Origin of the sequence: Mesorhizobium sp. AA23, from assembly GCF_001672435.1 — a bacterium.
In the GTDB taxonomy this organism is placed as follows: domain Bacteria; phylum Pseudomonadota; class Alphaproteobacteria; order Rhizobiales; family Rhizobiaceae; genus Mesorhizobium.
Map to the genome: position 1 here is coordinate 121,517 of NZ_LYTP01000005.1, position 11,776 is coordinate 133,292.

At 62.1% G+C, this 11,776-nt stretch carries 13 protein-coding genes and 3 tRNA genes; 3 read left to right on the top strand and 13 right to left on the bottom strand.

The window, feature by feature from the left end; translation table 11 throughout:
• Window positions 1-142: 142 nt before the first annotated feature.
• The 9 genes from nusG to tuf all read right to left on the bottom strand — a co-directional run bounded on the left by nusG (window position 143) and on the right by tuf (window position 7,345).
• Window positions 143-667, bottom strand: a complete 525-nt coding sequence (gene nusG, locus A9K66_RS06980; protein ID WP_066989575.1) for a transcription termination/antitermination protein NusG — start codon at window positions 665-667, stop codon at window positions 143-145.
• A 27-nt stretch (window positions 668-694) separates the two neighbouring features.
• Window positions 695-898: a preprotein translocase subunit SecE gene (gene secE, locus A9K66_RS06985; RefSeq protein WP_067321496.1), complete on the bottom strand. Its 204-nt coding sequence runs from the start codon at window positions 896-898 to the stop codon at window positions 695-697.
• Between the two features lie 357 nt (window positions 899-1,255).
• Window positions 1,256-1,331: transfer RNA gene (locus tag A9K66_RS06990), tRNA-Trp, on the bottom strand.
• Between the two features lie 36 nt (window positions 1,332-1,367).
• Complete coding sequence (locus A9K66_RS06995) at window positions 1,368-1,877, bottom strand: metal-dependent hydrolase (RefSeq protein WP_067321499.1); 510 nt, start codon at window positions 1,875-1,877, stop codon at window positions 1,368-1,370.
• Between the two features lie 88 nt (window positions 1,878-1,965).
• Complete coding sequence (locus A9K66_RS07000) at window positions 1,966-2,451, bottom strand: group II truncated hemoglobin (protein ID WP_067321502.1); 486 nt, start codon at window positions 2,449-2,451, stop codon at window positions 1,966-1,968.
• A 98-nt stretch (window positions 2,452-2,549) separates the two neighbouring features.
• Window positions 2,550-4,094 (bottom strand): hypothetical protein, encoded by a 1,545-nt coding sequence (locus tag A9K66_RS07005; RefSeq protein ID WP_156751029.1) that lies wholly within the window; start codon window positions 4,092-4,094, stop codon window positions 2,550-2,552.
• A gap of 251 nt (window positions 4,095-4,345) precedes the next feature.
• Window positions 4,346-5,554 carry a hypothetical protein gene (locus A9K66_RS07010; RefSeq protein WP_245307418.1) on the bottom strand — a complete coding sequence of 403 codons (1,209 nt, stop codon included), beginning with the start codon at window positions 5,552-5,554 and terminating at the stop codon, window positions 4,346-4,348.
• Window positions 5,554-6,057, bottom strand: coding sequence for a hypothetical protein (locus tag A9K66_RS31010; protein ID WP_245307419.1), 504 nt, complete (start codon window positions 6,055-6,057; stop codon window positions 5,554-5,556). The genes A9K66_RS07010 and A9K66_RS31010 overlap by 1 nt, the downstream gene beginning before the upstream one ends.
• Window positions 6,058-6,169: 112 nt before the next feature.
• Window positions 6,170-7,345: an elongation factor Tu gene (tuf, locus tag A9K66_RS07015; protein ID WP_066989565.1), complete on the bottom strand. Its 1,176-nt coding sequence runs from the start codon at window positions 7,343-7,345 to the stop codon at window positions 6,170-6,172.
• Between the two features lie 283 nt (window positions 7,346-7,628).
• Between tuf and A9K66_RS07020 the strand changes: the two genes are divergently transcribed.
• A complete protein-coding gene (locus A9K66_RS07020) occupies window positions 7,629-8,516 on the top strand; it encodes a DMT family transporter (RefSeq protein ID WP_067321508.1) in 888 nt (295 codons plus the stop codon).
• Between the two features lie 26 nt (window positions 8,517-8,542).
• Here the strand turns inward: A9K66_RS07020 and A9K66_RS07025 are convergent, their stop codons facing one another.
• A complete protein-coding gene (locus A9K66_RS07025; protein ID WP_067321511.1) occupies window positions 8,543-9,349 on the bottom strand; it encodes a sulfotransferase family 2 domain-containing protein in 807 nt (268 codons plus the stop codon).
• Between the two features lie 121 nt (window positions 9,350-9,470).
• Window positions 9,471-9,728 carry a GlsB/YeaQ/YmgE family stress response membrane protein gene (locus A9K66_RS07030; protein WP_067321514.1) on the bottom strand — a complete coding sequence of 86 codons (258 nt, stop codon included), beginning with the start codon at window positions 9,726-9,728 and terminating at the stop codon, window positions 9,471-9,473.
• A 126-nt stretch (window positions 9,729-9,854) separates the two neighbouring features.
• On the opposite strand from A9K66_RS07030, the gene A9K66_RS07035 reads away from it, so the two are divergent.
• Complete coding sequence (locus A9K66_RS07035) at window positions 9,855-10,307, top strand: YidB family protein (RefSeq protein ID WP_067321636.1); 453 nt, start codon at window positions 9,855-9,857, stop codon at window positions 10,305-10,307.
• Window positions 10,308-10,383: 76 nt separating this feature from the next.
• Here the strand turns inward: A9K66_RS07035 and A9K66_RS07040 are convergent.
• Together A9K66_RS07040 and A9K66_RS07045 are read right to left on the bottom strand one after the other, a co-directional pair.
• Window positions 10,384-10,457 (bottom strand) — tRNA-Gly (locus tag A9K66_RS07040).
• A gap of 68 nt (window positions 10,458-10,525) precedes the next feature.
• Window positions 10,526-10,610: transfer RNA gene (locus tag A9K66_RS07045), tRNA-Tyr, on the bottom strand.
• 200 nt (window positions 10,611-10,810) lie between these two features.
• On the opposite strand from A9K66_RS07045, the gene A9K66_RS07050 reads away from it, so the two are divergent.
• On the top strand, window positions 10,811-11,674 hold the full coding sequence (locus A9K66_RS07050; RefSeq protein WP_067321517.1) for an RNA methyltransferase: 864 nt from the start codon (window positions 10,811-10,813) through the stop codon (window positions 11,672-11,674).
• Window positions 11,675-11,776 lie beyond the last annotated feature (102 nt).

The following is an 11,776-nucleotide window of genomic DNA, read 5'->3' on the forward strand; positions in this document are numbered from 1 at the left end:
CTCATGCCGGGAAAACCGGCGGTTGCAGTCTGGTGGTGCGGTTCCAGCGGCCGGCTAAGCCGCATTCGCCTCCCACCCGCTCATGGCAGCGCCATTCCTTCGCGCCGCCGATCCCTTCGCCTCTCGGACGGGGACCTTCGGATCAGCCCTTTTCGACCTGTCCGAATTCGAGATCGACGGGCACCGCGCGCCCGAAGATCGAAACTTCCACCTTGAGGCGCGCCCGCTCCTCGTCCACTTCCTGGACGAAGCCGTTGAACGACGCGAACGGACCGTCCGAGACGCGGATCGCCTCGCCGATCTCGAAGGTGACCGACGGCTTCGGACGCTCGACGCCTTCCTGAACCTGGTTCAGGATGCGCTGCGCCTCGGCTTCAGTGATCGGCACGGGCTTGGAGTCACCGAGGAAGCCGGTGACCTTCGGCGTGTTCTTGACCAGCGAGAATACGGCGTCCGTCAGGTTGGCCTTCAAGAGCACATAACCGGGGAAGAACTTGCGTTCCGCATCGACCTTGCGGCCGCGGCGTATCTCGACGACCTTCTCCGTCGGCACCACGATCTGCTCGATCTCGCCCGACAGGCCCTTCTGCTTGGCCTTGTTCTCGATGTCCTCGGCGACCTTCTTCTCGAAGTTCGAATAAGCGTGGACGATGTACCACCGCGTCATTTCACGACCTCTCCGTAATCGCCGAACTTAATGTCCGAGGCCCAGAATCCACTCGATCGCATAGCCCATGGCTATGTCGGCGGTGAAGAAGAAGATCATGGCGATGAGCGCAAAAACCAGGACCATTACCGTCGAGATTATAGTCTCGCGGCGCGAGGGCCATGTCACCTTGGCCGTCTCCGCGCGAACCTGCTGGAGAAAGGTGAAAGGGTTTGTGGTTTTCGAAGCCATCTGCCGCCTGTCTTCAAGACCCGTTGGCCGGGTCTCCTGGATGATCCCGCTGGCCGGGACGTGCCGCCTGGACTTCGTGCCGGCGCCGAATCAGCACCACCATTTCGCCCACGCAAATCAGACGCGTAAAGCCGGCTTCCCAGCTCCACGCGTCGCGTGTCTGTTCAGTCTACATAAAACCGATTCTTGGTCCACGCAAGTGGCAAGTGTTCCGCTTTATGTTTTAGCGCCGCCTCGGAACCATCCAGTCGTCCCGTCCCGGCTATGCGGGGCCTTATGCCCCAGTTTTCGCTAGATGGCAAGCCGCCCCCGGTTTTCAACGGCGGAGCGCACCCACCTTCAGTCTGCCATGGGAGGTGGCACGGGCAGCAGGGCTCGAACCTACGACCTGCGGTTTTGGAGACCGCCGCTCTACCAACTGAGCTATGCCCGTATACGGGCGCTGCTATTTCACAAAGCCGATGAGAACTCAAGAGCCCTTTTGAGACGCGTCGGCCGGAAGCGCCGATCGCAGCCATCCAAGCCCCAGGCCCGATGCGCAGATCACGAGTTCAAGCGCGAAAGTCCAATGCAGAACGAAGTTCAGGACCCAGTTCCCATGGCTGGCCGGAACCGCCACGAGCTCAAACGGGCAATGACTGAACGGCGCCAACCACATGATCGGCGATGCCACCGTGTCGAGCGCCATATGCACCATGGCTCCGGCTAAGAAGATGGCGATCGACGGCAGACGCCGCGACCCCAACAACCGACCGACCGACACGCCTACCGTCCCGATCGTGGCCCAGAACAACGGCCAATGCGTGATGTAGGCATGATGGTGCGTGCGACCGCCATCGATCAGGTAAAAATAGAGCATGTCGATGTCCGGGATGACGCTGCCGAGCATTGCGGCAGCCACCACATCGGATGCCTCCCGTCGCCGTCTTCGCGCGAGCCTTCCCAGAATATAGCCCGATGGGAGATGGGCAATCAGCATGCAAGGTCGTCTCACATTGATGCAACGACCCTGCGGTGTCTTTGCGGCGTCATCTTTTCGGAATTTGGCAGAAACCCAGCATCTTCGGCTACGATTTCCCGGCCGGCGGCTTGTAAGGCCCGCCCGGCACGCCCCAGCCCCAGCTTGGCATTGGCTCGGTCTCAGGGTCGCAAGTCTCGCCGAGATTGGAATTAATCTTGGCCAGCCGCGATCCCCACTCGACATAGCCCATCAAGGCGGAACGGAACTCGGGATCGTCCGGCAGGCCGGCTTCGTCCGCCGCGTCCGCCAGAAGGTTGATCCAGCGCCGGCGCTGCTCCTCGGTCAGATGCTTGCCGAGATGATGCCTGACCATCTCGCGGTGGCCACCATGCCGTTCGCTGTAGGTCTTCGGCCCGCCGAAAACCTCGCCGATGAAGGCGGCGACATGCGCCGGATGGTCCGGCGACATGTGCCTGAACACCGGACCGACGATCGGGTCCAAGGTCACTCTGTTGTAAAAGATCTGCGTCAGCCGGTTGAGCGCCTCGCTGCCGCCGGCCCATTCGAACAAAGTCGGGACGCCCTCGCTCATCTCCGGTCCTCCTACGTTTGAGCCTAGAAGGATAGCGGGAAGCTCGGAGCCGGCTCAACCTGTCTCCATGGCCAGTGCTGGCATGGCGCCGAATGCTGCTAAAGCTTGGCCGGCGATTCCGCTTCGGCGTTGGCGGACGGCAGAACCCGGCAGTTATCGGGTTTTGGCGAAGATTTGCAGATAGTGGCGCCCGTCAGAGCGTCTACCGACTGGCGGCTGGTGGTGAGCCCGAACCCCGCCAATTCGTCCTGGCTGAGCTCCCTGTGCTTGGCGGATTGGGCCGACTGCATCGCGACGACCAAGCCCGAGCCGATCGCCATCTCCTCAAGATACGACCGGACCTTGTCTTCCATGCCCATGGAATGCACCAGGAAACGCGTATCGGTGCCTACCAAGCGCCTGGTGCCACCGGCGATCATCAGCACGCAGGCTGTATCGCATTCGGCGCCGGCTTCAACGGTGAGACCATTATGAAGGTTGTCCTTGGAGACGCACCCTGCCGTGCCGGGATCGCAATCGAGAAAATCCGTCCGGGCGACCGCAACATCCAATCTGCGCTCGCGGATCAGCCGGCCGGCGGCGAGCGCGCCCTGGACATCGCCGCCCTGTGAGTTGAGGACGATGGGCAGCCTGCGCCCGCCGACCTTGTCCAGCAGCTCGCGCAGCCTGTCGGGCGTGCCGGCAACGATCGTTCCCTCCGCCGAAATCCATTCCGGACAATCGGGGTTGCAGAGCGGATTGCTGCCGCGAACGAGGATGAAACGCATTTCCTGCTGCGGCTTTGGCGGTGATGCTGCCTCCGCCGGCTGACTGTAGGCCTGTTTGACTGCGACCGTCGCCACCTCGGCCGGCTTGGCCTTGCCATTGGCCGGTATCTCGCGGCAGTTCGCTGGCACCGGATCGCGCCGGCATATGGCTGCTTCGGTCATCAGGTCGAGGGAATCGAGGCTGGTGACGAGCTTCATATCCAGCATATCGTCGGGCTCGATCTGCTTTATGTCGCTTGCCGGCGTCGCTTTCATCACGTCCAGCACGCCCTGCCCGATACCCATTTCTTTCAGATAGCTGGACAGCCGTTTCTCGACCGCCTTGCTCATCTCGTAGGTCTTGTAGCTGCCGGCATTCTTGCGGCTGACGACCTTGGTGCTGAGGACCTTCTTCTTGCCGTTCACAATTCTGTAGGTGGTGCGGTAGAGCAGCTTTTCCCTGTGATATGTCGTGGTGATCTGATGAACTCCGAGAAAAGCCCACTCGCCGACCACACGGCGGACGCCGCCGGCAAACATCAGGGGACATGCGGAATTGCACATGGCGCCGCTGTCGTAGGCGATGCCGGAATACGGCGTGTTCTTACTGTCATTGTCCCGGCAGTTCTTCATTTCGGGCGAGCAACCGGAAAACCCCGTAGTGCCCACGGCGATGTCGAGCTTGTTCTTACGGATCATACGGCCGAGTTGGAGCGCGGCGTCGACATTGCCTCCAGGAGAACTGACGACGATCGGCAGTTGCCGGCCGCCGAGCGTCTTCAAGAGGCGCTTGAACCGCGCCGGCGTGCCGGCCTCGATGCTGCCTTCGGCAGAAATCCATTCCGGGCAGTTCGGCTCGCAGCCTGGCGCGCTGCTGCGCACCACGACGAAGCGCATGGCAGGGCCGTAATCCGGCGGCGTTTCCTTCGCTGCGGCGGCAAACGCGGTAAGCCCAATAGCGATGGCCAGCCCGAGCCGAACCAGCCCTAGCGGCCACGAAATACCCTTTGAAAGGAACGCGGAAATCACGCCTGCCAAGCCCTCGGTCCAACCCATACTAGTTACGGCGACGATGCTTGCAATAGAATTGAAGAGGGTGCGAGCAATGCCAGCCTGACGGCTGCTGCCTCGACTTCGTCGCGACAACGCTAAAGTTCTGGCGGCGTCTTTGCCTGGGCGTTGGCGGAGGGCGGGAGCCGGCAATTGTCCGGCTTTGGCGAGGACCTGCAAATGGCGGGGCCAGTCAGCGTGTCCGACGTGTCCGGCCCGGTCACCAGCCCGACCTTGAGCATTACATCGGGTTCAAGCTCACGCTCGACCGAACTCTGATCTATCGCTGCGAACAGGCCTTGGCTGATCGCCATCTCGTCCAAATAGGCTTCGACAATCCGCTTCTGTCCCATCGAGGACACGCTGAGCCGCGCCTTGGGGTCGACCAGCCGCCTGGCGCCGCCGGCGAGCATGAGTGCGCAGGCTGAATCGCACTCCACTCCGAATTGGCTGATCAGCCCGACATAGGCGCCATTGTCGTCCAGACAGCCTGCCCCGGGCGGGTTGCAACCCAGGATATTGGTGCGGGCGACGACGACGTCTAGCTTGCGTTCGTGGATAAGCCGCCCTGCGGCCAAGACGCCGAACAAGTCGCCGCCTCGTGAGCTGATCACAATGGGAAGTCGCGGGTTGTCGAGCGCGGCGAGCAACTGGCGAAGTTTTTGCGGGGTTCGAGGGGTGACCGCGCCTTCCGCCGAAATCCATTCCGGGCAGTCGGGATCGCAGAGCGGATCGCTGCCGCGAACGACCACGAAACGCATCTCCGGCGCGGCATTTCCTGCCGCTCCTCGAAACGGCACGGCAGTCGGGGCTTTGGCTGGCTTGGAAGATGGAGCTTCCGCCTGTCGAGAAGGTGCCGGCTTTGCCGTCGTTACAGCGGCCGGCCGGGCATCCTCTGCTATTTCCCGGCAATTCGGAGCCGGTTTGTCACCCATGCACAGGATCACTCCGGTGAACAGCTCCACGGTGTCTGTGCTGGTGGCCAGTTTCATCGTTAGCATGTCGTGGAGGGTGATCCGCTGAATGTCGCTCGCCGGCGTGGCTTTCATTTTGTCGAGGACACCCTGCCCCACGCCCATCTCTGCCAAATAGGCCGAGATTTTCCGCGCGAACCCCTTGCTCATCTTATAGGTCTTGTAGCTTCGGCCTTCGGTGACGGTCTCCGTTGTGACCTGATATCTTTTGCCCCGAATGGTTTTATAGGTGGTTCGAAAATGCCTTGTGGAGGGGAACCAAGTGGTGGTGATCTGATGAACACCCAGATAGGCCCAGCCACCGGCTACGCGGCGAACGCCACCTGCGAACATCAGGGGACATGCAGAGTTGCACATGGCGCCGCCATCAGACGCCACGCCGGGATGTCGAGCCCGTTCTTCCGTATGATGCGACCAAGTTGAAGTGCGGCGTCGACATCGCCGCCAGGGGAATTGACAATGATCGGCAGTTTGCGGGTGCCGAGCTTTTTCAGCACTCGCTTGAGCAGAGCCGGCGTGTCGGCAGTGATGGCGCCTTCCGCTGAAATCCATTCCGGACAATTGGTCTTACAGCCGACTGCACTGCTACGCGCAAAGATGAACCGCATGTCCGAAAAGCCGTCGGAAGACGGGCCGTTCAAAATGAACGTATCGGGCCATGCCCGTATGAGGACGTCATCGGCCTTTGCTGCAAAGGCCACCACCACAATAGCAAGCACCGGTGCCCGGCGAACCAGTATGCGAAACCATCTTGATGTGCAGTTTAAATGATGCCCCGAAATCATGATTGGCGACGCCCCCTGCCGCAATCGATAATAATTGCGGCAGTGGTGCATGCAATAGCTTCGAAGCAACCGTGCTGCATTTATGCTGCACTGTGCAAGTAAACGAAAAAGGGCGGCCCGAAGACCGCCCTTTCCTTGGTCGAGCCGGCAAGTGCCGGATCAATTATTCTTTGATGGTGACGACGATGCCGGCACCGACGGTGCGGCCGCCTTCACGGATGGCGAAGCGCAGCTTCTCTTCCATCGCGATCGGCACGATCAGCTCGACGTCGACGGTGATGTTGTCGCCGGGCATCACCATCTCGGTGCCGGCCGGCAGCGTCACGATGCCCGTCACGTCGGTGGTGCGGAAGTAGAACTGCGGACGGTAGTTGGTGAAGAACGGCGTGTGACGGCCGCCCTCGTCCTTGGTCAGGATGTAGGCTTCGGCCACGAACTTCTTGTGCGGCTTCACCGAACCCGGCTTGGCCAGAACCTGGCCGCGCTCGACACCCTCGCGATCGATGCCGCGCAAGAGCGCGCCGATGTTGTCGCCGGCCTGGCCCTGGTCGAGCAGCTTGCGGAACATCTCCACGCCCGTGCAGGTGGTCTTGGCCGTCGGACGGATCCCGACGATCTCCAATTCCTCGCCGACCTTGACCACGCCGCGCTCGACGCGGCCGGTCACGACCGTGCCGCGGCCCGAGATCGAGAACACGTCCTCGATCGGCATCAGGAACGGCTTGTCCAGCGGACGGACCGGCGTCGGGATGTAGGCGTCGACCTGCGCCATCAGCTCGCGGATGGCGTCCTCGCCGATGGTCTTGTTCGAATCCTCAAGTGCTGCCAGAGCCGAACCCTTGACGATCGGAATGTCGTCGCCGGGGAACTCGTTCTTGGTCAGCAGCTCGCGAACCTCGAGCTCGACCAGCTCGAGCAGCTCGGCGTCGTCGACCTGGTCGACCTTGTTCAGGAACACCACGATCGAGGGCACGCCGACCTGGCGGGCCAAAAGGATGTGCTCGCGGGTCTGCGGCATCGGGCCGTCGGCGGCCGAAACCACCAGGATCGCGCCGTCCATCTGGGCGGCGCCGGTGATCATGTTCTTGACATAGTCGGCATGGCCGGGGCAGTCGACATGGGCGTAGTGACGGTTGGCCGTCTCGTACTCGACATGCGCCGTCGAGATGGTGATGCCGCGCGCCTTCTCTTCCGGCGCCGCGTCGATCTGGTCATAGCGCTTGTATTCGCCAAAATACTTCGTGATCGCCGCCGTCAGCGACGTCTTGCCATGATCGACGTGGCCGATCGTGCCAATGTTCACATGCGGCTTGGTGCGCTCGAATTTACCTTTTGCCATAGTCTCTTTCCTTGGGCGGCCTTGACCTTCAGTTCAGTCGAATGCGGGGCGATTAGCGACAACGGCCGCAAAACACAAGTGCCTTGTGGTTGCGCATTGTCTCGCTCGAGCCGAACCAATGATCTGATTTCAGGGGTATGGTGCGGATATAGGATCGCGACAGGCGAATTCAAATCCGCGCGTCTTGCCTCGGCTAGCCCATCGACAGTTTCGCGCGGGTAGACGCCAGATCGGCCGGAACTGGCCCATTGCCGCCCCGATCCGCCTCTGATTTCTTCAGCCAATGCAATTCCTTCCGGCAAATATCCGCGGCCCGCTGTTCATGATCGTCTCGACGGGATCCTACCTCGTCAATGACACGATGATGAAGCTCGCGACCGCAGGGCTGCCGCCTTATGAGGTGCTGCTGCTGCGTGGCGCGGCCGCCACGGTGTGGGGCATGCCGCTGCTGCTGATGCTCGGCTATGGCAGGCAGATCCCGCTGCTGTTCGAGCGCAAGGTGCTGCGCCGGAACCTTTGCGAGCTGGCCGCGATCCTCTGCTACGTCGTGGCCTTGGCCAACATGCCGATCGCCGATTCGACGGCGCTCGGGCAGATCACGCCGCTCATCGTGCTGGTCGGGTCCTCGCTCCTTTTCGGCGACAAGATCGGTGCGGTGCGAATGGTGCTGATCAGCCTCGGCTTTGTCGGCGCCGTCATGGTGGCGCAGCCGACGATGCAGGGCATTTCCATCTATGCCTTGCTGGCGCTGGGCAACGCGGCCCTGGCCGCGGCGCGCGACCTCGCCGGACGTAAGGTGGGCGCCGAGGTGCCCGGCATGATCGTCGCCATCTCCGCCGTGGTGGTCGTGCTGCTCGGCTCAGGTGTCGCACACCTTGTCTCGGAACGGTGGGTGGTGCCGGAGGGCCGCCATCTCCTTTTGCTTGCCGGCGCCGGGCTGTTCCTGATCTTCGGTCACTTCTTCATCTTCATGGCCTATCGCGTCGGACCGACAAGCGCGGTGGCGCCCTTCTACTATTGCTTCACCGTCTGGGCGGTGATTTCCGGCCTTTTGGTGTTCGGGCAGCTCCCCAACGCGCTCGCCGTCTGCGGCATTCTCCTGGTGATCGGCAGCGGCCTCGCCATCGTCTCGCTCGACGAGCGAAGGAGGCGCTTGAGCGTTGTGGCCTGAGGTCGTCCGGACTGAAAAGCTGAACGCTACAGCCCCACCCTTTTCTTCAACGGACGTTTGGTAAGGAATCCGACGAGGTTGCGCAGCGTGCGCGGATAGACCAGGCGGCCGTTGCGAAAAGCGGTCAGATCGCCGGCGACATGCAGCGAGGACGTCTCATCGGGATCGCCTTGGGGGATGCCTCCCCATCGTTCCGGATCGTAGTAGTCGACAAGGAAACCGTAGTCGTAGCGGCAGAAGCGCATCGCCTTTCTGAACGCCGCGGGGGACAGATCCGAGGGACTGACCTTGCCCCGGGCTGCCTGCAGCCGCGGCATAGAGACTGTCTTGCCGCTGACCGTGGACAGGAAGGCGCCGACCTTGTCCATGTCCTCGAATTTGAAGACGTGCTCGAACAGGAACAGGCTGGAACCGATGAAGCGGCGTGGCGAGGCGACGTGAAAGTGGATGTCCCCTGAGCACGCGCAGTATTTTTCGATGTTGAGGATGAAGGTATCGGGATCCGGGTTGGTCGCCAGCCCAAAGCTCTCGAGCAACTCGAGGTTGGGCGAGCGTGACCGTAGGACATCGGTGTCCAATATCCTGCTGGAATAAGCCGAGAGCAGCCGCTCCAGCGGATCACGAACGATCGTGAATTTGCCGCTGAGCCCGTCATAGACCGGCTCGAACGGATCGGCCCAATTGGTTGCAATTTGACTGTGGACGTCGTTGTCCGGGTCAAGCAGAACGGCTTCCTTGCCGCCGAGCGCCATCAGCGCGTATTTGACGCTGCTGGTGCCGCTTTTCGGGATTGGATAATAGGTGACCGGAAGGCCTTGAATCTGGACCGCCATCGCCGTTCCGCCCCACGCCATCCAATGCCAATACGCAGCGCGGTCGCGTTCGACGACCAGCGCTCGGCTGACGATCCCACCACGGCGATCGAGCCGTGGTTTCGCCGATCGTTCGACCGTTCTACAGCGTGCGCCTGCCGGAGAACTGGTGATAGGCCCAGAGCACGACGACCGAGCCGATGACGGCGACAATCAGGCTCCAGATGTTGAGGCCGGTGACGCCCGATGCGCCGAAGGCGCTGAAGATCACGCCACCGACGATCGCGCCGACGATGCCGAGCACGATGTCCATGATCATGCCCTGACCGGTCTTGTTGACGATCTTGCTGCCGATGAAGCCGGCGATCGCGCCGAGAATGATCCAGCTGATGATGCCCATTTCTTCCCTCCAATCCCCCCGCTGCCAATCATTTTCATATGATTGTCAAAAGCTCAAGACAGCTTGAAAATCCCCCCGCTTGAGCCATTCTGGCGCCGGGTGGACTTGGTTGATAGGAGATCCATGATGGGCCTTTTTGACAACGCCGTTCCCGGCGGCAACATCACCAAACCCCTGATGATCGCGCTCGGCGCGCTGTTGGTCGGCAAGATGCTGAGCGGCAGAAGCGAGGAACAGCCGGCCGAAGCTCAGGCCCCCGCCCCAACTCCCGCCGGAACCTCCGCCGATGGCGGCCTGCTCGGCGGACTGGGCGGGCTGCTCGACAGACTGCGAGACGCCGGCCACGGCGGCGTAGCCGATTCCTGGGTCGGCACCGGCCAGAACCGGCCGATCAACGCCAACGATCTCGGCTCGGCGCTGGGGCCGGCGGTGATCCGCGAGATCGCGCAACGTACCGGTATGAACGAGCAGGAGCTGCTGCAGCAATTGTCCACGGCGCTGCCCGGCGTTGTCGACAAGCTGACGCCGAACGGCCAAGTCCCGCCACAACATCAGGTGACATCGGCTTTCAACAGCTAAGCACAAGGCAGATCGAACACGCCGCGCGCCACGGGTGCTCGGCGTTTTTCTTTTGAGGCCTACGACGAAGAAAATCTGGAGCGGGTAGCGGGAATCGAACCCGCATATTCAGCTTGGAAGGCTGCTGCTCTACCACTGAGCTATACCCGCCTGCGCTAGCATCGGAAAACAGTGGCACACTTCCGGTGCTTTTCGTTTCAGGGCTTCCGGGCCGGCAGTGGTGGAGAGGGTTGGATTCGAACCAACGTAGGCTAAGCCAACGGATTTACAGTCCGTCCCCTTTAACCACTCGGGCACCTCTCCAGTCTGCCGCCGGAGCCATGCAACGAGGCATTTCAGCCGACCCGGAGCCCGAGTAAGGATCTTCTCCGAAATCAGCGATGCGCCTTATGGCGGCAAGGCCGGTGGGTGTCAACCGGCGCGGCCAGGGTTTTTCGAGGATGTTCGGCATTCGTCGCCGCAGCCCGTATCCTTAGCCGGCCGGGACGGTTATAGAGGTCGGCATGAGCGACAACAAAAGCAGCAAACCGGGCACCCCGAAGGACACCCACTACGCCAAGCTGAGGCGCGCGCATCGCGACCAGAAGGCGGGCGGCGCGCCGGCATTCCGGCCGCGCCAACCGGTGCCGCCGGGCGAAGGCCCCGCCGACGGACTGGTGCGGCTTTACGGCCTGCACACGGTGCGGGCCGCACTCGACAATCCGCGACGCAAGATCAAAAGAATGCTGGTGACCCGCAATGCCGCCGAGCGTCTGGCGATCGGCGATGTTGCCGCCCTGCCCTTCAAGGCCGAGTTGGTCGAGCCGAAAGATATCGACAAAATCACCGGCTCGGACGCCGTGCATCAGGGCGTGCTGATCGAGGCGGAACCGCTTAAACCCAAGCGCCTTGACACGCTCGGCGACACAAAGCTGGTGCTGGTGCTCGACCAGGTCACCGACCCGCACAATGTCGGCGCTATCCTGCGCTCGGCGGTGGCTTTCGGCGCCGGCGCGCTGATCACGACGGCCCGCCACAGCCCGCAGGAATCGGGCGTGCTGGCGAAATCGGCCTCGGGCGCGCTGGAGCACATCGACCAGATCGAGGTGAAGAACCTCGCCGACGCGCTGGGTCAACTGCACGATGCCGGCTTCCAGACGATCGGGCTCGATTCCGAGGGATCGGCGGAGCTGGAAAAGAGCTTCGCCGGAGGAAAAATTGCGCTGGTTCTGGGGGCGGAGGGCAAGGGCCTGCGCCAGAAGACGCGCGAGACGGTGACCGCGCTCGCCCGCCTCGACATGCCCGGCGCCATCCGCTCGCTCAACGTGTCCAACGCAGCGGCGGTGAGCCTTTATGTGGCCAGAAAATTCATAGCGAATAGCGAATAGAGAATAGCGAATAGCGAATAGCGAATAGCGAATAGCGAATAGCCGAAACACGGCGGCCCGTCGGCCTGCAATCCCTATTCGCTACTCCCTATTCGCTATTCG

Bases quoted from the DNA above. Each gene is read 5' to 3' on its own strand.
- nusG (WP_066989575.1), bottom strand. From the start codon at position 667: ATGACGCGGTGGTACATCGTCCACGCTTATTCGAACTTCGAGAAGAAG.
- secE (WP_067321496.1), bottom strand. From the start codon at position 898: ATGGCTTCGAAAACCACAAACCCTTTCACCTTTCTCCAGCAGGTTCGC.
- A9K66_RS07020 (WP_067321508.1), top strand. From the start codon at position 7,629: ATGCAATTCCTTCCGGCAAATATCCGCGGCCCGCTGTTCATGATCGTC.
- A9K66_RS07005 (WP_156751029.1), bottom strand. From the start codon at position 4,094: ATGCGCTTCGTCGTGGTGCGCAGCAGCGCGCCAGGCTGCGAGCCGAAC.
- A9K66_RS07000 (WP_067321502.1), bottom strand. From the start codon at position 2,451: ATGAGCGAGGGCGTCCCGACTTTGTTCGAATGGGCCGGCGGCAGCGAG.
- A9K66_RS06995 (WP_067321499.1), bottom strand. From the start codon at position 1,877: ATGCTGATTGCCCATCTCCCATCGGGCTATATTCTGGGAAGGCTCGCG.
- A9K66_RS07050 (WP_067321517.1), top strand. From the start codon at position 10,811: ATGAGCGACAACAAAAGCAGCAAACCGGGCACCCCGAAGGACACCCAC.
- A9K66_RS07025 (WP_067321511.1), bottom strand. From the start codon at position 9,349: ATGGCGGTCCAGATTCAAGGCCTTCCGGTCACCTATTATCCAATCCCG.
- A9K66_RS07030 (WP_067321514.1), bottom strand. From the start codon at position 9,728: ATGGGCATCATCAGCTGGATCATTCTCGGCGCGATCGCCGGCTTCATC.
- A9K66_RS07010 (WP_245307418.1), bottom strand. From the start codon at position 5,554: ATGTTCGCAGGTGGCGTTCGCCGCGTAGCCGGTGGCTGGGCCTATCTG.
- tuf (WP_066989565.1), bottom strand. From the start codon at position 7,345: ATGGCAAAAGGTAAATTCGAGCGCACCAAGCCGCATGTGAACATTGGC.
- A9K66_RS31010 (WP_245307419.1), bottom strand. From the start codon at position 6,057: ATGCACCACTGCCGCAATTATTATCGATTGCGGCAGGGGGCGTCGCCA.
- A9K66_RS07035 (WP_067321636.1), top strand. From the start codon at position 9,855: ATGGGCCTTTTTGACAACGCCGTTCCCGGCGGCAACATCACCAAACCC.